Here is a 19,764-nt window from a genome sequence, read left to right on the forward strand (position 1 = left end):
TCCCGACGTGTGAGGCAGCAGATCAGAGGCCGTACCGGAGCTTTCCGGTGCGGCCTCTTGGTCGTTCCCGCGTCCGTCAGATCAGCAGCGCCTCCGGCACCCCGTTCCTGCGCACCCACTCCACCCGGTGCTCGGCGGCCAGGGCCAGGCCCCGGCGGCCGGCCTCGGCGGGCACCGGGAGCCGGCACAGGGCGTCGAGCGTGCGCAGCATCGTCTCGGCGAAGTGCCGCCCCAGTGCCGTGAGGCGGCCCGAGGACAGCAGGACCTCCGTGGCCTCCCGGGCGCCCGCGCGCCAGCGGGCGAACTGGGCGTGCGCCCGGGCGAGTTCCTCGGGATCCTGCTCCACGGCCCGGTGCCGGTTCCAGAACTGCGCCACCCCGAGGTGCGCGTACGCCCCGTGGAACAGGCCGAGCAGGGGCCGGGGGTCCGGGCGCCAGGGCGCGTAGTACCGCTCCTCGCCGCCGGGCTCGAACAGGTCGAAGAGGTGCAGGACGGCGGCGAACTTGCTGTGCTGCAACTCATGGGCGAGGGACAGGGCGAGAGCCCGACCGGTGCGCGGCCGGGACAGTGCCATGGAGCCGAACGCCTCCGCGCTGCTGCCGCTGAAGCTGCCCGTGCGGCCGAGGGGCACCAAGGTGCGTGGACCGGCGGCGAGTTCGGCGCAGGTCTCCGGATGGTGAGCCAGCAGCAGCCGGCAGGCCTCCCGGGCCGTCACCTCCCACCAGTGCAGATCGTCCGCCGTCAGACCCAGCGGCCGCTCGGGCACGCCGGGGAAGCGCAGCGGGTCCACGTCGTCCAGGAGCAGGGGCGCGCCGGTGTCCAGCACGACGAGCCGGTGCGCCGCCCGCCACCGTCCCGATGACTCGTACGGCGCCTTCGGCACGGCCACCGGGCCTGGAACGGAGCCCCGCCCTGCGACTCGGACCCTGGCCTCACCGGCGGCATCGATCTCCACCTCCGCCAGGTCGCCGGGCCCGGCACCGCGGAAGCGGGCGCCGCCGAGCGAGGGCAGGAAGACCTGGTCCGACGTCAGGGGCCACCGCACCCGTGCGGGTACGCCCGCGCGGACCGCGGCCGCCGCGGCGAGGGAGCTGAACGAGTGGACCGGCGGCTCACCCACCGCCCCGGCCTCACCCTCGACGACGCGGTCCAGCCGGGCCAGCAGGCCGACCAGCGCTGTCCCCGCCGACGGTTGCGCGAGGACCGCCGACACCGCCCGGGGATCGGCCCGATGGGCGGCCGCGAGGAGCTCCCAGGCCTGCCCGGCCGCCTCGGCCACGCCGCCGCCGATCTCACGGGCGGCCTCCGTGACCGCGTGCGCGCAGGCCAGGCGGCGGCTGTACTCGGCGCGGCCGAGCAGGCCCAGGGCCTCGGCCCCGCCGCCGCCCGTGGCGAGCGCGGTGAAGACCCTGCCGGGCACCCGGATCGGCCCGGGCCTCATGCCGCTTCCGCCGGGGCACCGCGCAGCCGGTCCAGGTCCCCGGCGAGCCGCTCCCTGACCCGCACGATCAGCGCGGCCAGGTCGGCACAGTAGACACTGGGGTTGGCGAAACCGGTGGCAGGGCGGTAGCGGTTGGCGTAGTGGCCGCCTCCGCACACCCGCCGCAGCCGGCAGTCGCGGCACTGCGCGGACAGACCGTCGGCGCCCCACTGGCGGGCCGCGACGCCCGGATGGCGCAGCAGCGCGTCGAAGGAGTCACGCTCGGCATGCAGGCCGGTCCGCGCGGCGCCGGGATAGGCCGTGCGCAGCGTGTCGTCCTGGGCGAGAGCGCCGTCCGTCTCCACCACGGCGTACCGCACGGGCGCCAGGCCCAGCGCCTCCGTCTCCGGGGTGCCGCCGAGCAGCAGCGTCATCATGTCCTCGAGCAGCCGCACCCGCGTGAGACGCCGTGGGGCCCCGTACCACCGCTCGAACACCCGCCACAGCCAGTCCGCGTACGGCGTGCCGGGCAGTCCGGGCCGCAGTCCGGGCGGGGGAGTGTGCCAGTTGCCCTGCGGCAGCAGGAAGTCCACCGCGGGCGGACGGTACGTCAGCAGGTGCTCGTAGCAGCGCACCGGATCGTTGCGGAGGTCGATGGTGCACAACAGGCCCGCGAACAGCTCGCGATGGGGCCCGTCGGCCAGCCGGTGCAGGGCGGCGGCGACCCGGGCGTGGCTGCCGCGTCCGTCGGCACCACGGCGGTGCCGGTCGTGTGCGGCGCGGTCGCCGTCCAGGCTGACCGAGACCCGGATGCCGTGCGCGGCACACAGGTCGAGCCAGCGTTCGGTCAGCCGTACGCCGTTGGTCTGGAGCGTGAGGTGCAGTCGTACGCCCGGACCGGCCGCGGCGCGCAGTACCGAGGCGGCCCGGCCGACGGCGGCCTCCCCGGCGAGCAGCGGCTCGCCCCCGTGCAGCACCACCCCGGCCTCGCGCACCCCGTGCGCCGCCAGGTGTTCGGCGATGCGCTCGGCCGTGCGGTCGAGCGTCTCCGGGGCCATGGTGCGCGGCTGTTCGCGCCAACTGCTGTCGTGCGAGCGGTACATGTAGCAGTACTGGCAGGCGAGGTCGCAGCGGCTGTGCACCTTCAGCACGAAGGAGTGGAACGGAACGGGCGTCCATCCGGCCGCTTCCCGCGCCGCGACGTCGGCCGCGACCGGCCACGGTGGCTCCGCATGGCGCAGTCGATTCATACGTACCCCCCGGTTCGCATGCCGACCGGCCCGGTGCCCGCCCGGCCGGCCCACGCCATTTGGCCCAGTATTCGGCGCCGGTGACAGACCGTCAACATCGAGATTCCGTCGTCCGGGCCGCCACCGCCCGAAAGTAGCCGTTTTCCCGGGCCGCCCCGTGGGGACGTCAACACTGGACACCACGTCCCCGGACACGGACGCGCAGGCGTGCGGGGCCGCCGCGAACGGCGGTCCGTCGGGCACCGCGGAGGATGGGCCATGGCAGAGCTCGAGGAAGCGGGTGCCGAGCAGGGCGAGGCGACCCTGGAGTCCGTCGTGCTGGACCTCACCGACGTGCCGCTGGACGACGTCGCCGCACTGCCGTCCTCGGTGCTCGGGGAGACCCTGCGCCGGCTGCGGACGGGGCGCACACCGGGCGACCCCTTCGTCACCGGGTTCAGCGAGAGCCAGTGACCGGCTCCGGGCACCGACGCCACCCTCGCGCGAAACCGCCTGATCAGGGGCAACCCGCCCTATACTGACCGTCCCTGACTGTCGTGCCCCACCGTCCAGCACCTGCCGTCGAAGCGGAGTGGCCATGCCCGACACCCACGCAGCCGACCGCCCGGGACGGTTCGCCCTCTTCTGCTCCACCGCGGAGAACCTCGGCGTCAGCACGACCGTGCGCAACGTCGCTGACCTGCTGGCCGCGGGCAACCGCAGCGTCCTGATCGTGGACGGCCGCGCCCCGGGCACACCGGCGCCCGATGCCGCCGGGGGTGTGCCGGCGGGAACCCCGACGCCCGTGCCGGAGCCCGAGCCCGGGCGGATCGCCCTCGTGGCACGACCGGACGCGGCCTCCCTCCTCGCCCTCGCCTCAGACACCGCCGCGCTGCGCTACGACCATGTGCTCGTCGAGGCGCCGCTGCCCGACGCGCCCGGCGCGCCGCCGGAGGGCAGGCTCGGCTCGTCGGCCGACTCGCTGGTGCTCTGCTTCGCGATGACGGCCTGGTCCATCGACGGCGCCGCCGCCCTGGCCGAGCAGATGAGCGGCGCCCGCTCCGGCCGGCCCGTGCGCCTCATGGCCCTCGGCCTGAAGAGCAACGTCGAGTCGCACGACCGGCTGCGCGGCGCCCGCGAACGGGTGCGCCGCAAGTTCGGCCCCCTCACCCGGACCTCCCACACGTCAGAGCTCGCCTTCCTGGAGATCCCGTACCACCCGCTCTACCTGGACACCCGGCAGCTCGCCGTGGAGAGCGAGCCGGAAGGCTCCGTGACCGGCCTGCGCCCCTACTACGAGCGGCTCGCCGACTGGCTGCGCAACCGGCGGCCGGTGCCGCTCAGCCGGGTCACCATCGTCCACTCCCAGCGCCACGCCCCCTGGGCCGCCTGGCTGGAGGACCAGTTCCGGCGCGGCGGCATCCGCACCGAACTGCGCGCCCAGGACGCCTACTCCGGCGACCGGCCCGCTCCCGGCACGGCCCTGCTGTTCCTCTCCCCGGCGGACATGGACCACACCGCGCTGGCCCAGCTCGCCGCGCTGTCCCACCCCGACGTCCGGATCGTGCTGGCCGACGAGCCCTTCCCGGACCCGGGGGCCGCACACCACGAGCGCATCGACCTGCGCGGGACCGACGAGGACGAGGCCGTGCGGCGGCTGTGGTCCGGACTCGGCCTCGGCACCCCGCCCCCGGCGGACGGCACGCCCGGCCCCCGGTTCCCGCGGCTGCCCGCCGTGACCAACGTGGCCCCCCGCTACAGCGGGTTCGTCGGCAGGGACGACGTCCTCGGCGCTCTCCTGGAGGAACTGCACGCGGCCGGCCGGGACCGCACCCCGCTGGTCGTGCACGCCGCGAGCGGCTGGGGCAAGAGCGAGACCGTGCGGGAGCTGTGCCACCGATTCGGCTCCGCCTACGACGTGGTCTGGTGGGTGCGCTCCTGGGAGATCCCGCGCGCCCGCCGCGGCCTGAAGCGGCTCGCCGGCCGGCTGGACCTGGTCACGACGGGCGACGGCGCCTCCCCGGAACTGTTCGACCACCTCTCCCGCACCGACACCCGGAGCTGGCTGCTCGTCTACGACGGCGCCGAAAGCCCGGACGGCCTGCGGGAGTTGCTGCCCACCCCGCACGCCCGCGGGCACGTCCTGATCACCAGTCGCACCGCCCCGGCCACGGCCGGCATGGCGGCGTTCGCCCTGCCACCGATGTCGCCCGCCGAATGCCGGGCCGTGCTGGGGGAGCAGCTCCCGGAGATCGACGAGGACCAGGCCGAGCGCGTCGGACAGGTCGTGGGCTTCGTCCCGCTCGCCGTGCGCATCGCCGCCCTCTGTCTCGCCGAGCGCGCCGCGGCGCACCGGCGCGACGACAGCATGGGCGACCGGGCCGCCGCCCGGGCGGCCGTCGGCTATCTCCTCGCCGAGTACCGCACCGCCCAGCAGGCCCTGCTCGAACGCGAGGGCACCGCCCCGCCCGTCGCGGTCATGGTGCGGGTGGCCCGGCAGACGGTGCTGCACACGCCGGGCGCCGCCGCCTGGCGTGCCGAGAGCCGCACCAGCGACGCCCTCGGCTGGCTGCTGAACGCGGCGTCCCTGCTCACCGGGCGCGGCATGGGGCTGGAACTGCTGCGTTCGAGACGCATCCTCGCCGAGCTGGCCGGCGACGGTACGACGGCCCGGAACCCCGGCGCGGCCCGGCCCCCGGCCGACCCGCGGCTGCCCGACGAGCACATGGTGAGCGTCGCCCTGTGGGCCCTGTCCCGGGTCGGGCTGCTGGACGTCGACTTCGACCGGCCCGACCAGCCCCTCGGACAGCACCACGCCGTACGGGACGCCGTCCGCGCCGGCATGGAACCGGCCGAGCGCGCCCACATCGAGCAGGTGCTGCGCGGCACCCTCGCCGAGTTCACCCCGGACGAGGACCGCGGCCTGTCCGCCGACTGGGCGCGCGAGGTGTACTCGCTGCGGCTGTGGGAGGACCACCGGCCCCGGGTCCGGCGCTCGCTGCTGCGCCACCTCAACGCCCTGAGCCAGCGCGGCGAGACCGCCGACCTGGCCCGACTGCTCGACATCTCCGACCGAGCCCGGGCGGCCTGGTGCCCGGAGGGCGACGACCCGTCACCGGAGTACCTGCGCCTGCTCAACCTCACCGCCCGGGCCCACCGCCTCGACGGCGCCTACGAACAGGCCCGCCAGCTGGCCGAACAGGCCCTGCGCGGCCACCGCAGACTGCTGGGCCCGCTGCACCCGAGAACGCTGCTGTCCGCCGACTCCTACGGCGCCGTCCTGCGCTCCCTCGGCAGGTTCTCCGACGCGCTGTTCCAGGCCCGCCCCGTGCTGGAGGGCCTGACGCTGCTGCTCGGCCCGCAGCACAGCGCGACCGTGCAGGCCGAGCACAACCTCGCGTTCACGGAGGCACTGAGCGGCCGGGCCCCCGACGCGCTGGCCCGGCTCCTCGCCCGGTTCCGCTACCGCCAGGCCGTCGGCGGCGAGGACGACCCGGCCGTCTGGCGGTCCGCCGACCTGCTCGCCTGGGTCTACCGGACGCTGGGCCGCGACGCGGAGTCCCAGGACCTGCTGCGGCAGTGGCTGCACCGGCACGGCGGCGTCGCGACGGGCACCCGGCTGAGCATCGAACGCGGCCTGGCCGTCAGCGAACGACGCATCACCTACAACTCCGCACGCTCGCACGAGACCGTCTACGGCTACGAGAAGGCCCTGGAGCGCGACCGGCGGCTGCTCGCCGAGTCCACCAGCCGGTTCGGCGCCGACCAGCTCGAGACCGTGCGCTGCCGCTTCAGCCTGGCGGCCGACCTGCACGCGCTGGGCAAGCACGACGAGGCCGAACACGAGGCCCGCCAGTGCAGCCGCGCGCTGGAAAACACACTCGGCGGCTGGCACCCCTACGCCGGACTGGCCGGGGTCCGGCACGGGGTGTACCTGCGGGCCACGGGCGCCGTCGAGGAGGCCGAGGCCACCGGCAGGGCCGCGCTCAATCTCCTGGAGGACCGGCTCGGCGACAGTCATGCCTGGGTGTCCGCCGCGGAGAACTCCCTCGCTGCGACCCTCGCGGCGGCCGGGCGGACCGAGGAGGCGGTCGTACTCGCCGAGCGCGCCCTGCGCCGTTTGCGGGACCTGGACATGGGGCATCGGCCCGACGGGCGGCGGGTGGGTGCGCACCACACCTGGCTCACCTCCCGGAGCACCGGATCCGCCCCACCGGCCAGGGACTTCGACATCGATCTGGAACTGCCCGGCATCTGAGCCCGACACCCGGGCGAAGGATCCAGGCCCGGCGCCGTCGCCCGGACGACGGTTCCCCGACGGAAAGGTGAGCGTACGTGGCAGCAGCCCCGCACCCGGAGACCGAGCTCTTCACCGAGTCCCACTGGTCCCCGGAGGCCCACGGCCGAATAACCGAGCTGTGCCAAGGGGCCTTCGCCGGCGTCCCCGCCCTCAGGTCGGTGTCCCACTACAGCAACGGAATCATCGACTTCGTCGTCCGCAGGGGCGACTGTCCCCCGCTGAGCAGTCTGGTCACCGAGCGCGGCGAGGACATCGCGAACGAGTCCCTGCCCGGCAGTCGGCTCCTGCTGTGCACCCAGGACCTGAACGCCCTGATGCGGCCGCTGGGCACGGGTGAGCTGATGCGCGTCGTGCTCGCCAACGCGCGCGGCGGCCTGTGGGGCGGTCGCGTCAAGGCGGGGGAGTACCTGTCCGCCCTCACCGACACGCCCGGCGGGATGCCCGCCGCGGACGAGGCCATGAACGGCCTCGTCTCCGCCATTCGCACCCGGGTGCACCACCTTCCCGACGAACTGCCCGGCGGCCTGGCGGGCCCTCCTGAACCGCTGCCGGAACACAAGGAGCGGCTGCGCATCGACTTCGGGACGGCGACGGCCGGACACGACGGACTGTCCGAGATGCGGCTGCGGGCCCTGTGGGGCGGCCACGTCAACAGCCTCGACCTCCAGTACGCCGCCTTCTACCGGGACTGGAAACTCGTCTGCGCGGGCGACGTCTTCGAGAACCCCGAGCTCGGCCCCCGCTTCCTCGACGTCAGCGTGCGCTCACGCCGTACCGGGTACCGCGACCTCGCCCAGAACCTGCGCGGCCATCTCGCCCGGCTCACCGACGCCCTGCGGCTGGTCGTGCAGCCGCCCGCCGATCGCCTGGTCCTGGACGTCCAGGAGGGCGCCGTGTTCGTGACCTGGCTGTCGCCGCGGGACTACGTCCTCGGGGTGACGCTGGACCAGCGGCAGGTCGGCCACGCGGAGAGCCGCCTGCACGAGCTGGCGGACGCCCTGCGCGAGCTCACGACGACCGAAGGGAACTGACCAGCGCGCCCCACACCTCGTCGGCGAGCGCCTCCACGGCGCGCGCCGCCGTGGGCCGGTGCGCCGGACCGGGGCTGCCGAGGGACTGGACGGGCAGCACCTCCACCGCCGTCTCGTACTCCCGGCAGACCCGGCGCAGCCGTGCCCACTGCTCCTCGGTCGGCGCGCCGGGCGCGGCCGAGCGGAACCAGGCGTCCGCGCCCGTACGGAACCGCTCCGTCAGCTGCCGGACCAGGGTGGCGCACCCCAGCGCCGTCAGATCGGCCCGCCCCGGCCGCGGCGGCGGTGCCTCGCCCGCCTCGGCCGGGCGGCCGGCCAGCCGCTCCACGGCCGCGTCGAGCAGCGCGAACACCTCCTCGAACCGCCCCTCGACGGGCTCCGGCAGCGCCGAACGCGCCGGACCGGGCGCAACCGCGACCAGATCGCGTCGGGCCAGATCGCTCACCGTCTGGCGCAGCTGGCCCAGTTGGGCGCTGTGCTCCCCGAGCGCACCGCGCAACTCACTGGTCAGATCCGCGAGATCGGCCTCCTGGCGCAGCTCCGTGAGACGGGCCCGCAACCGGTCCAGGGCCTCGTTCACGGCCCTCGGGAAGTCGCCCGGACGGTACAGCAGGGGCTGCGAGCCGAGCGAGCGCGCCAGCCGGTCCCGCATGGTCCGCGACACATGGCCGTTGACCACGAGCAGCACCTCGGCCTGGGCCGGATGCAGCGCGCTGCGCAGCGCCCGCACGCGCGCCGTGATGCGTTCCTGGTCGTCCGCGACGAGCACCGAACCGGTGACCACGATCGCGATGTAGGCGTTCGGGACGGGCTCCAGCCAGTACGCCACCACCAGCGACCCGTCGTCGGACGACGCCCGCGTCGGCACGGGGTCGCGCGACGCGATGCGCCACTGCCCGAGGGCCAGCGCGTCGTGGATCGTGGAGAGCACCTGGTCCTCGGACACGTTGTCGTGCAGCCCGCGTACGGCCCTCAGCACGGTCGCGGCGGTCACCTCCCGGACCGCGCCGCCGCGGTCCTCGCTCAACTGCCAGGCGTGGTGGCAGGTCTTGAGGATCTCTCGGGGCACTCCGCCGGTGAGTTCCTGAAGGATCGCCACCGACTCGGCGCCGAACGGCGCGGGCCACCGCTCGATCGCGTCCGTGCCCTGGGCGGAGACGGGACGAGCCCCCGAACCGACGTACTCGGCGACGAGTTCGGCGGTGAGCTCCGCGGTGAAGCGGGTCGGCCACAGCTGCACCACACGCTCGTGCAGGCTCGGGCGGAACGCGTTGAGCCCGCGCGGCGAGGTGCAGAACACCAGCAGACCGCCCCGGCTCACATAGACGTTGACCAGGCGCTCGAAGGCGTCGACGAACGTACGCCGGGACTCCTCAGGCCAGTCCAGCACCTTCTCCAGCGAGTCGATCAGCAGGACGTACGGTTTGCCGACCCTGCCGTGCAGGAAGCCCTGGACGGCCAGCGCGTCGAAGACCGGATCGATGCCCGTGACGGCGTCCTTGATGCCGCGTTCCTTCAGCTGCTGGGCGGGCTCGTCCCCGGTCAGCCACGCCCACACCATCGAGGTGAACCGCGGGTCCTGGAGCAGGGCGAGCGCGGTGGCGAACCTCCGGTGCTCCGTCACCTCGCCGAGCGTGACCCGCAGATCGGCGTGCAGCACCTCGGGGTCGTAGCGCAGGGCCGAGACGACCTTGTCCGGGTCGAGCACGCGGTCACGCAGCCCGGTGGCGATGTCGTCGAGGGCGATGTCGTCGAGCGGGACGTCGTCCGCCCGGCCGGGCCGCGGTCCGGAGCTCTGCTCGCCGACCCGGACCGCCGTCACATAGGCGTAGTAGTCCCGGACGAGTTCCTCGAACGCGGCGCGGCCCTCCGGGGTGTCCGCGGGACCGCGCAGCCGGTCGCGGTACATACGGCCGAAGTCCTGCGCCGGTTCGTCCACGATCCACATGGCCGGGCCGTCCGGACGGGCCAGCCCGTTGCACACCTCCCGTGCCGCGTGGCTCTTGCCGAGACCGAACTCGCCCACCACGGCGATGGCCCGGCCGCGCCGGCCGCCCCGGGGCCGGTCCCGGAGGTAGTCGCGCACCAGGTCCTGGAGTTCGTCCAGGATCCGGGTGGGGACGTGGGCGTTGCCCGAGTCCGCGGCCTCGACCGGGGCGTCACCGAGATCGGCCGAGGGGCCGAGCCGCACGACCGGCACCAGGGGGAAAGGGTTGCTGTACCAGGTGTCTGCGCTGCTTGCGGCCACGATGGCACTCCTTGCGGGTCCTGTCAGGCGCGGTCGGGGTGGCGTGGCGGGCGTCAGCCGCCGGGGCGGGGCCGGATCGGAGCACGGAGCAGGGCGTCGCGGCCCGTCCGCCGCGGCTCCCAGTGGGGTCTGAGCGCGTCGGCGTCGATCGGCCAGGGGTACGGGGCGCTGCGGAGCGCGTCCGCCGCCGAGTGGAAGACCTTCCGCAGTTCGCGGACGTCGCGGGGGTTCCATTCGCGGTGCGCTGCCATCAGAGAGCTCCTGTCCGGCTCGACCAGGACGTGCGGTGCGCCGTGGCCCGGCCGGGCGCTGCGGCTGAACCGCCAGATGTCCTCGCAGTTCAGCTCGCCCAGCGCGAGATGGGTGACCGCCGTCGATCCGCTGAGCCCGGCGGCCACTTCCTTCGCCGTCTCCGCCGCGCCCTGGCTCACTTCGACGAACAGTACGATCCTCGGGTGCGCATGGCTCAGACAGGTGCGCAGAAACGCCGCCCTGAGGTGTGCGTCGTTCCACCGTATGTGCGGGATCACGGCGAAGAGCAGCGCGTTGCGCTGGACCAGCAGATCGCTCATCTCGCCGTAGGCCAGGTACGGGTCCTCTTCGTCGATGATCGCCTTGACGCGGGACTCGGGGAAGTCGTGGAGCCGGAGCCTCTTCGCGACTTCGCGGCGTATGCGGGCGTTGATCAGCCGGGTCGGCGCGAACGACTCGCCGTCCGGGTCGACACTGATCCGGCGGCCGTCGTTCTCCAGCCCCGCCGTCGGCACGAACACGGGGAGCGGGTTCCCCACCGCGGCCCCGGCCGCCGCGACACGCTGCTTCACCTCGTAGAGGCACCGGTGGATGAGTGTCGTCTTGCCCATGCCCGGCGGGCCGCTGACGATCACGACACGGCCGTACCCCACGTTCGAGTCGAGGAGTTCACCGAGCTCGGGCCAGCTCCTGCCGAAGCGGTCCAGTGCCTCCCGGGAGTGGTCCACGTCCACCCACTGGTGCACGTGGTCCGGCTCCTTCCACGGCACCAGGGGATGGTCGGCGCTCAGCACGGCGGCACCGTTCGCGCCGTCCTCACCGCCGTGACCGTGGTTCATGCCGTTCGATCCGTACGGTTTGCGCACTCCGTAGGGGTTCGCCCAGTCGGAGCTGGTCATCCGTGGTGTCCTCCGGGGCTTGTGGGACGGCCGTTGCCGCGTATCCTCCGCAGCCACCACAGGGGCGCGGGGCGCAGCAGTTCCCCCACGTCCCGTGTCTGCCGGTCCAAGGTGGTGCGCACGGCACTCGCCTCGCTCTTTCTCTCGTGCGGTCCCAGGAGTCGCCCGTCCCGGCTGCCCGGCAGTGCCTCCGCCAGAGGCAGACGGTCGGCCAGCCGGCGGGCCGCTTCGCTGCGCGGAGCCGGGCCGGGCACCAGGGCCAGCAGGCCGGAGAGCGCCTCCCTGGCCCGGAGCGCCTCGGCGTGGTCCGCATCGGGATCCTGCTCGTACGCCGCGAGATACAGCCATGCGATCCTCCGGAATTCCCGCACCGCCGCCGCCAGTTGCCGGCTGCGCGTGCGCCGCTCCGCCGAGATCCGTTCCGTCATCTGCCCGACGAGGGTGAGCGCGGCTCCCGCCACGAGCAGGTACGCCCCGTCGAGGAAGCCGCTCTGACCTGAGCCGCCCTGGTCCGCCGACGCCCCCGGCGGATCGCCCGCGGCGGCCAGCAGCGCGTCGCAGACCCGCTCGAAGTCGCCCCGGTGCCGCTCGGCCCACTCGTCCAGCGACAGCACGCCGCCCTTCCGCCCGGGAACCTCGACGGCCTCGACACCGCCGCCGGTCCCCGGGGGCCGCCGCACCACACCGATCCGCAGCGCCGCGTCCCTGAGCTCGCCCCGGTGCTCGCCGGCCAGGCAGTACACCAGCCGGACATCGCTCCTGCCGGTGTCCGCGACGGCCGGCCCGGCGGTGACGGGAAGCAGCAGCAGGGCGAGGGCCGGGACGCCGAGCACAGCACGCCGCCCGCCTCCGCTCCCTCTCCGTTCGCCCATCCGGCCTCCCCGTGCCCCCTGGCCGCGGCCGCGTCCGGCCGCCGCACACCATCCGGTTACGCGGAGGACCGCAGTCCGTCGGCCGTGGCCGGAGGTGCCGGCGGCCCGTCGCCCTCGCCCGCCGGACGTCCGGGGAGACGCTCCAGCACGCCCCCGGGTTGCCGGTTCCTCCGGGACCTGTGGCGCGACCAGCAGCCGAACCCGATCTGTGCCCCGTAGTGCAGCAGGTTGACCGTCACCACGGCCGGGGCGACGATGCCGACCGTCTTCGGGAAGTCGCGTTCGAGGGTGAGGGCGAGCAGCACGGCCGTGAGGCCGTTCTGCTGGCCGATCCCCAGCAGGAACCGGTCCCTTCCCGACAGACCGCGGACGAAGAGGGGCATCAGCAGCACGGCCACCACCGCCTGCGCGACGAACGCCGTGGCACCGAGCAGCACCCCCGGGGCCGGCGACACTCCCTGGGCGACGAACAGCCCCAGCAGGGCGGTGGCGAGCAGGAAGGCACTGGAGACCGCCCGCGCGAGCGGCCGGGTGAACACCTTCGTACGCAGGAACAGCCCGGCGACGGCCACGGCGAGCATCAGCATGTTCGCGGCGGCGAGCACGAGCATGACCACGACCAGCAGTGCGGCGAGCGGCGTCGCCGGCCGCCGGGCCCCGCCGGCGTCGAGCTCCCGCCGGGCGGGCCACAGCCTGCCGCCCGCCCACCACAACAGCAGGGCACCGGCCAGCAGCAGCGCGTTGAGCGCCAGTCCGAGGGCGTAGCCGAGGGTGCCGCCGCCCACCACCGAGGGCGTGCCCGCGTGCCCGGCGGCCGTGTAGGCGTATCCGGCGACGTACAGCGTCAGCAGGACCGTCATCGGATCGTCGAACGACGCCCAAGCGGTGAGCAGGGACCGGGCGCGCTGCGACATGTGCCCGTCCCTGCTGAGCGCGGCCACCGACAGCGGGTCGATCTGCGCGACGACGATGCCGAGCACCAGGTACTCCGGGCGGTCGAAGGCCAGGACCATGACACCCGAGATGATGCCCGCCTTGAGGACCACCCCCAGGGTCACGGCCGCCACCACACCGCGCAGATCACGGCGCAGGTCGGCGAGGTCGATGCCGAACGTGCTGCCGTACAGGCCCACGGCGAGCAGCAGTCCGGTGGCGAAGACGTAGCCGGTGGTGCCGACCATGCGCGACGGATCCGTCACCAGGCCGATCACCGTCCCGAGGACCAGAGCGCCGAGCGCGCCGAGCAGGACGGCCGGAACCGCCTCCGGCAGTCTCGGCCGCCGGGCACGGTTGCGTCGGGACGTCTCCACTGGCTCCCCCCATCCCCCGGTGTTACGCCGCGAGCGTAGTCGGGCCGCCGGCACCTCGTGCGCTTTCTGGTACGGACGTGCAACCGCGAGAGCAATCAAGCGTAGGCGTCATCATCCGGACGGCGTAACGCCATTGCCAGCCGTTCCCTTGCACGATGCCCGGCGACGGCTGCCGTTGAACGCTCTTCACCCCTGGGGCGGAACCACGGCAGCGCGGCCGGTGCGCCCCGTGTCCGCCCCGCCGCCCTGGGCGGGCTCTCGACGCCGTTCCGTCCGTCGGCCGTGCGCCCCCCGCCCCGGCCGGACTTCGGCGTGAACGAGTGGATGGCGGCGCACGCGCGGGCGGGCCGCACACGGCAGTTCGACCCGCATGCGTCATCGGACGCACGCGCGCCATGGCCGACGGCACATGGCGTGGTCGAGGACGTCACCCACCCCCCGATGAGGCGACGTCCTCGACCGCTCCCCCGGCGCCGGACTGTGGCTCAGGTGTCCGCGCGGGTCAGTGCCGTCACCAGCACATCACCGCCGTCTCGCCGGAACCCCAGGCGGAGTACAGGCGTACGCGGACGAAATAACGGCGGCCCTTGACGAGCCGGGCGCTGATCGTGGCGTTGTGCGGAGTTCCCCCGTCGTCCTGCCCGGCGAGGTAGCGGGGTTCCCCGTCCCGCTCCTCGAAGACCACGACGACGGTGTCGCTGTCGCCGAAGGTGCCCAGGGTGTACGTGCGGGTCTCCGGCGGGTCGACGACGAAGTCGGCCTGCTCGCCGGGCCCGAGACCGAGCGGTGCCGAGCGGAACGGCACCAGCGCGGACGGACCCGGCCGATCCGCCGGCGGATACCAGCGGAGCACGAACTCCTTGTCGGCGGCGGACAGGGTGCCGGGCGGGTTCAGACCCGCGCGGTACTGCTCCGGCTCCAGGACCAGCCCCGACGAGAACGGATACTCCATGATCGACTGCGGGTCCCAGACGGAGCCGTTGACCTCGTCCGGGTCGAGCTTGCGCAGGATGTTGTAGTGCGTCCGCTCCCGGCTCCAGTGGTTGGGCGGGCCCGCCAGTTCGGCGTACACGGCCTCGTCGTCCCAGTGGATGCCGGCGAACGGGCTCTGGTGCTCGTGCAGCATGCCGAGCGCGTGCCCGATCTCGTGCAGGGCCGTCCCGCGCTCCCCGGGCGCGGTCAGGTCCCAGCCGAAGTTCATGGTGCGCTCGTGCCGGCCGGCCTGCAGCGCGTCCCGGCCCACCGCCGACCAGGAGCCGGCGCCGAGCTGGAACCCGATGCGCAGTTCTGCCTCCGAGCGGTCGTCGACCTCGGCGAAGGCGATCCCGATGCCGAGGTCCTGCCACTGCGTGAAGCACTCGCGCACCACGTCCCGCTGCTCCTCGGCACCGGCCCACGGCACCCGTCGCGTCATCCCCCTCCCCGGCACGGGGATGACGGACGCGTCGGTGTCACGGTCGAAGAAGCAGTAGTGCAGAACCGTGCCGTTGACCCACATCCGCCGCCCGCTCGCGAGCGCGCTCAGCCGCTCGGCCGCCAGCCCCGGTGCGAAGGCGGGCGCCGGCGCCTGTGCCAGCGAGCAGTAGCGTGCGGTCATGGCCACAGCCTGCCCCGCGGCCGGTCCCGGGCGCCTGAGTCGGGGGCTACTCAAGTCGCCCTGTATCAGAAGTGAGTAGCCGCGCTCATGTCTGTGTGACGACTTACGAGAGGGACGCGACGACGCTGGAGCTGCCCTGGCCGTTCGCCGGGCGGGAGGACGAACTGGAGCTGGTCCGCCGGTCCCTGGCCGGCGGGCGCCGCGGCATCGTGGTGACGGGCCCGGCGGGCTGTGGCAAGACCCGCCTCGTCACCGAGGCGATCCGCGGCTCCGACTGCGCCCGGGCGGCGGGTACGCCCGAGGGCCGGGCGATGCCCTTCGCCGCGTTCGCCCATCTGCTGCCCGAGTCGGTCACCCTGCACCGCGCCGTCCAGCTCCTGTCCGGCCTGCGCACGCTGCTGGTGGACGACGCGCACCTCCTCGACGACGCCTCCGCCGCCCTGGTCCACCAGCTCGCCGTGCACGGCCGCACCCGCCTGCTGGTCGTCGCGACCGACGGCACCCCGGTGCCGGGCGCGATCTCCCGGCTGTGGACCGGTGAGCTCCTGCCGCGTCTGGCTCTGGAACGGCTGCCCGGGGAGGAGACCGCGCAGCTGCTCACCGCCGGGGCCGGCCCTATCGAACCGCTCACCGTCAACCGTTTGCGGCGCCTGAGCCGGGGCGACCTGCGGCTGCTGCGGGACCTGCTCGGGGCGGTGCGGGGGCGGCTCACCCTCGTCCCGGACACCGGCGAACGGGCGTGGCGGGGCCCGGTGCCACTGACCACGGCCGTCCGCGAGCGCACCGCCCACGTCCTCGGCCGCACCTGCCCGCTCGAACGGGAGGCCCTCGACCGCCTCGCCTTCGCCGAGCCTCTGTCGCCGGCGCTGGACGATCTGGACCTCGGGGCCCTCGAAGTCCTGGAAACCGAGGGCCTGATCGAGGTCGACGACCTGGGCGGGGTCCGCCTGGCACACCCCCTCCACGGCCCGGTGCTCAGAGCCGCGGCGGGCCGGCTGCGGGCGCGCCGGCTGTCGCGGACGCCGGACGCGTACGCCGCCGCCCTCGACGCCGAGTCGGCCGCACTGGCCCGCCGGATCGACCAGGACGACGTACGGGCGATGCCCACACCGGTGGGGGAGTGGCTGGTCGCCGAGGGCGGCCCGCTGCCCGGCCGGTACGCCGCCGTACGTGCCCGGTTCGCCAGGCTGCGCGGGGAGCTGAGGGACGCGGCGGCCTGGGCGCGGGAGGGCCTCCGGGACGACCCCGAGGACGTGGCGTGCCGGGCGGAACTCGCCTGCGCCTGCGCACCGGTGGACCCCCGCGGGGACCTGGACCTCGACGCCCTCGCCGAGCCCTACGACGCCGTCCGTCTCGGCGCCCCCGAAAAGGTCATCGACCGGCTGACCGGCGTGTTCGCCCGGCACGCCGACGCGCTCACCCGTGCCGACGGGCCGGCCCTGGACGAGGTGGCCGAGGAACTGGAGCGGCGCGGTTTCACGCTGTTCGCCGCGGAGGCGCACGCCCAGGCCGTGCGCGCCCACCGCGATCCGAGCGCCGCCCGGCACTCCCGCACCCGGGCCGTCGCCCTGGCCCGGCGCTGCCAGGGCGCCCGCACACCCGCCCTGTCCGGGCTGGTCCTCGGCGAACTCACCGCCCGGCAACGGCAGATCGTCACGCTCGCGGCCGCGGGCCTGAGCAACCGGCAGATCGCCGAACGCCTCACCCTGTCCATCCGGACCGTCGGCAACCACCTGTACAGCGCCTACGCCCGGCTCGGCGCGAGCGACCGCGGCGCCCTGCCCTGGCTGTCGGAAGTCCCGGAGGCCCAGCCGGCCTAGGGGCCGCTCATGGACCGGCGGCCTGACCCGAACAGGGGACGGGTCAGGCCGCCCCGAACGCGGAGAACGCCCAGCCCGTGGCCTGGTGCAGCGCGTCGCCCGGCAGGGCGGCCCGGGCGTCGCGCAGCGCCTCCGCCAGCGACAGGCCGACCCCGAGGCCCTTGTGCAGGGCGAGCATCAGCGGCACCACCGCGGCGTCGTTGACGGGCGCGCTGCACGCCACCACCCCGGCCGTGCCGAGCGGCAGCAGCGCGGTGACCAGACCGAGCAGTTCGTCGGCGCCGACGGAGGCGAGGAGGGCGGTGTCGCAGCAGGACAGGATGATCCGGTAGGGGCTGCGGTCGAGGCGCTCGAAGTCGTGCACGACGATCGGGCCGTCGGCCATCCGCAGGGCGGAGAACAGCGGGCTGTCCGCGCGGAACGTGCCGTGCGCGGCGATGTGCGCCAGCGCGGCCCCGTCCAGCTCCTCCAGCACGCGCGGCACCCGCGCCTCGTCGCACTCCAGGACCGTCGCGCAGGCGTACCGGTCGGCCAGTTCGGGCACCTCGGCGCCGCCCGTCGCCAGACCCGGGCCGCGCACCAGCACATGGCGGCCGTCCGGGGGCGGCGCCGTCTCCCGGGCACGCAGCCAACTGCCCGCCGACGGCGACACGCTGAGCACCCGTTCGCGCAGCGACGGCAGCAGCGCCCACGGCACCCGGTGCAGCCGCCCCGGCGGCACGATCACCACCGGGCCGCCGCCCAGATGCGCCGCGGCCGGTCCGAGCAGCAGCTCCTCCAGCCGCCGCCCAGCGGCCTCCACCACCGCAAGCCGCGCCTCGGCCCCGGGGTGCGCCAGCCGCCGCAGTCCCGCCTGTACGTGCTCGGCCTCGGTCTCCGCGTCGGCCAGCAGCCCCGCCTCGAACCTGCGCACCCGCCCCTGCCCGCACAGCAGCACCTGCACGCGCCCGTCGAGCACGGCGAGTTCCACCAGCCGTACCTCGTCCCCCAGCCGCTCCAGCAGACGGCCGACGTCGAAGCGGTCGCCGCCCTCGGGGGCCTCGCCACGCATGTGCAGGGTCCGGGAGCGGATCTGCCGCTCCAGCCGCCGCTGTTCACGCTCCAGCGCCGGAACCGGCCGGCCCTCCATCCGGGCGGCGTCCGCCCGCGAGGCGATCTCGCGGAAGGCGGTCATGCCGCTGAGCAGCTCCGGGTCGGCGGGCGGCCGGGTCGGCGGGGTGGACAGCACCGTGGCCCGCCAGCGCTCGCTCCACACCAGCAGCCGCCGTGGCCCGCCGGAGACCAGGCTGGCCCGCTGCGCCAACGCCGCCAGTTCCGCGCCCTGTTCGGTGGCGCGGGCCCGCAGTTCCGAGGCACCCAGCGTCATCCGGTGGTCGTCGAGCACGTCCAGGCCGCGCCGGCACGCCTCCAGCACACCCCGGGTCGACCCGGCGGCCCGGGCCCGCAGTGCCTGTGCCGCCCAGCCCGTCATCCGCGCCAGCGGCGGGCCGGCTCGTCTGCTGCGGGCGGCGACGGCCAGATGCCGTTCGGCGTCCGCCGTCCAGCCCAGGCCCAGCGCGATCCGGCCCGCCAGCAGCGACGCCTCCGGCGCGGCCGGCGCGCCGAAGGCGGCCAGCTTCTCGGCCACCGCGGCGGCGTCGGCGACCAGCCGCCCCGAGCCGCGCCCGGCCGCGTGCCGCGCCTCGATCAGCACCAGCCGGGCGTGCGTCTCCCACCAGGTGCGCCGCTGCCCGGCGAACAGCCGCACCGCGAGGGCCGCCCGGGCGATCGCCGTGTGCGGGTCCCCGGCCAGCCGTGCGGCCCGCGCGGCGGCCAGCAGCAGCTCCGCCTTGCGGGTGGACTGCCCGCCGATCCCGTCCAGCCTCCCGATCGCCGCGTCCGCCTCGGCCAGCGCCTCGGGAGCCAGCCCGGCCGCCATCAGCACCTCGCAGCGCCGGATGTTCAGCATGAACGTCGGTGTACCGAGCCGGGCGTACCGCTCCTCCGCCTCGTCGAGCAGCCGCAGCGCCGCCGGCACGTCACCGGACCGGAACGCGGCGAGCCCCCGGCTCTCCACCGCGTCGGCCTTGTCGTGCTCCTGGCCCGTGGTGTCCCACAGCGCCTCGGCCGCGGTGAAGTCCGCCTCGGCCCGCTCCACCGCCCCCAGCGCCAGGTGGACGGTCGCCCGCAGGGTCAGCGCCCGCGCCGTCCAGATCACGTCCTCGGCCTGCCGCAGCACGGGAATCGCCCGGCGCACGTCCTCCAGCGCCTCGCGATGGTGACCGAGCACCCACCACACGTACGCCCGCCGGTACAGCACCCGCGCCCGCGTGTGCCCGCCGCCCCGCGCGACCCCCCGCTCGAACGCCGCCAGGCCCTCCCGGGTACGGCCCGCGTGCACCAGCGCCACGCCCAGGGTGGCCAGCACGTCCGCCTCACGGTCGGCCGAGTCCGCCCGCGCCGCGTACTCCCGGGCCCGCCGCAGGTGGTTCAGCGCGAGCCGCAGATCACCGAAGTCCCGCTGCCAGATGCCGATCACCTGGTGGGCGACGGACGCGTGCAGCGGGGAGGGACCGGCGTCGAGCAGCGCCCGGGCCCTCGTGAGAGCCTCGCCCGGGTCGGCGAACACCATCGGCAGCAGTTCCTGCACCGAATCGCTTCCCGCTGTCACTCCTCGGATGGTAGTGGCCCCCGAACCGCGCCACACAGGTTTGGCGCTGTATCAAAAGACCGCCCGGTGGCTCTTGTCGACGAGTACCGACGACCGTTCGCCGCACCGACCGACGCCGTCGCCCAGTGGGAGGACC

Annotated in this window: 12 protein-coding genes; 4 read left to right on the forward strand and 8 right to left on the reverse strand. The window is 74.7% G+C overall.

Translation table 11 applies throughout. The features are described 5' to 3' along the window. Positions 1-76: 76 nt before the first annotated feature. A complete protein-coding gene (locus GTY47_RS26465) occupies positions 77-1,441 on the reverse strand; it encodes an HEXXH motif-containing putative peptide modification protein (protein ID WP_010044818.1) in 1,365 nt (454 codons plus the stop codon). Continuing rightward, entirely contained in the window at positions 1,438-2,670 is a 1,233-nt protein-coding gene (locus tag GTY47_RS26470; protein ID WP_010044820.1) for an FxsB family cyclophane-forming radical SAM/SPASM peptide maturase, read from the reverse strand. Before GTY47_RS26470 ends, GTY47_RS26465 begins: the two co-directional genes overlap by 4 nt. A 258-nt stretch (positions 2,671-2,928) precedes the next feature. Between GTY47_RS26470 and fxsA the strand changes: the two genes are divergently transcribed. The 3 genes from fxsA to GTY47_RS26485 all read left to right on the forward strand — a co-directional run bounded on the left by fxsA (position 2,929) and on the right by GTY47_RS26485 (position 7,980). Beyond that, complete coding sequence (gene fxsA / locus GTY47_RS26475) at positions 2,929-3,123, forward strand: FxSxx-COOH cyclophane-containing RiPP peptide (RefSeq protein ID WP_010044821.1); 195 nt, start codon at positions 2,929-2,931, stop codon at positions 3,121-3,123. Between the two features lie 124 nt (positions 3,124-3,247). Next, positions 3,248-6,907 (forward strand): FxSxx-COOH system tetratricopeptide repeat protein, encoded by a 3,660-nt coding sequence (fxsT, locus tag GTY47_RS26480; RefSeq protein WP_010044823.1) that lies wholly within the window; start codon positions 3,248-3,250, stop codon positions 6,905-6,907. Positions 6,908-6,984: 77 nt separating this feature from the next. After that, positions 6,985-7,980: a hypothetical protein gene (locus GTY47_RS26485; protein WP_010044834.1), complete on the forward strand. Its 996-nt coding sequence runs from the start codon at positions 6,985-6,987 to the stop codon at positions 7,978-7,980. Here GTY47_RS26485 and GTY47_RS26490 read toward each other — a convergent pair. From GTY47_RS26490 to GTY47_RS26510, 5 genes are all read right to left on the reverse strand, one after another. After that, positions 7,958-10,228, reverse strand: a complete 2,271-nt coding sequence (locus GTY47_RS26490) for a hypothetical protein (RefSeq protein ID WP_010044837.1) — start codon at positions 10,226-10,228, stop codon at positions 7,958-7,960. The genes GTY47_RS26485 and GTY47_RS26490 overlap by 23 nt on opposite strands. A 53-nt stretch (positions 10,229-10,281) precedes the next feature. Then, positions 10,282-11,379: an ATP-binding protein gene (locus GTY47_RS26495; protein ID WP_010044839.1), complete on the reverse strand. Its 1,098-nt coding sequence runs from the start codon at positions 11,377-11,379 to the stop codon at positions 10,282-10,284. Beyond that, positions 11,376-12,251, reverse strand: a complete 876-nt coding sequence (locus GTY47_RS26500; RefSeq protein ID WP_158688449.1) for a hypothetical protein — start codon at positions 12,249-12,251, stop codon at positions 11,376-11,378. Before GTY47_RS26500 ends, GTY47_RS26495 begins: the two co-directional genes overlap by 4 nt. 56 nt (positions 12,252-12,307) lie before the next feature. Then, complete coding sequence (locus tag GTY47_RS26505; RefSeq protein ID WP_010044846.1) at positions 12,308-13,561, reverse strand: cation:proton antiporter; 1,254 nt, start codon at positions 13,559-13,561, stop codon at positions 12,308-12,310. Positions 13,562-14,072: 511 nt separating this feature from the next. After that, positions 14,073-15,158 (reverse strand): M12 family metallopeptidase, encoded by a 1,086-nt coding sequence (locus GTY47_RS26510; RefSeq protein WP_010044848.1) that lies wholly within the window; start codon positions 15,156-15,158, stop codon positions 14,073-14,075. Between the two features lie 95 nt (positions 15,159-15,253). Between GTY47_RS26510 and GTY47_RS26515 the strand changes: the two genes are divergently transcribed. Further along, the gene (locus tag GTY47_RS26515; protein WP_010044851.1) at positions 15,254-16,978 is read left to right on the forward strand and encodes a LuxR C-terminal-related transcriptional regulator; all 1,725 of its coding nucleotides are present in this window, start codon (positions 15,254-15,256) and stop codon (positions 16,976-16,978) included. Positions 16,979-17,021: 43 nt separating this feature from the next. Here the strand turns inward: GTY47_RS26515 and GTY47_RS26520 are convergent, their stop codons facing one another. After that, the gene (locus tag GTY47_RS26520) at positions 17,022-19,589 is read right to left on the reverse strand and encodes a CHAT domain-containing tetratricopeptide repeat protein (protein WP_050810305.1); all 2,568 of its coding nucleotides are present in this window, start codon (positions 19,587-19,589) and stop codon (positions 17,022-17,024) included. Positions 19,590-19,764 lie beyond the last annotated feature (175 nt).

The organism is Streptomyces sp. SID5464 (genome assembly GCF_009862985.1).
In the GTDB taxonomy this organism is placed as follows: domain Bacteria; phylum Actinomycetota; class Actinomycetes; order Streptomycetales; family Streptomycetaceae; genus Streptomyces; species Streptomyces chartreusis_D.

Bases quoted from the DNA above. Each gene is read 5' to 3' on its own strand.
- fxsT (WP_010044823.1), top strand. From the start codon at position 3,248: ATGCCCGACACCCACGCAGCCGACCGCCCGGGACGGTTCGCCCTCTTC.
- fxsA (WP_010044821.1), top strand. From the start codon at position 2,929: ATGGCAGAGCTCGAGGAAGCGGGTGCCGAGCAGGGCGAGGCGACCCTG.
- GTY47_RS26495 (WP_010044839.1), bottom strand. From the start codon at position 11,379: ATGACCAGCTCCGACTGGGCGAACCCCTACGGAGTGCGCAAACCGTAC.
- GTY47_RS26500 (WP_158688449.1), bottom strand. From the start codon at position 12,251: ATGGGCGAACGGAGAGGGAGCGGAGGCGGGCGGCGTGCTGTGCTCGGC.
- GTY47_RS26470 (WP_010044820.1), bottom strand. From the start codon at position 2,670: ATGAATCGACTGCGCCATGCGGAGCCACCGTGGCCGGTCGCGGCCGAC.
- GTY47_RS26520 (WP_050810305.1), bottom strand. From the start codon at position 19,589: ATGGTGTTCGCCGACCCGGGCGAGGCTCTCACGAGGGCCCGGGCGCTG.
- GTY47_RS26510 (WP_010044848.1), bottom strand. From the start codon at position 15,158: ATGACCGCACGCTACTGCTCGCTGGCACAGGCGCCGGCGCCCGCCTTC.
- GTY47_RS26465 (WP_010044818.1), bottom strand. From the start codon at position 1,441: ATGAGGCCCGGGCCGATCCGGGTGCCCGGCAGGGTCTTCACCGCGCTC.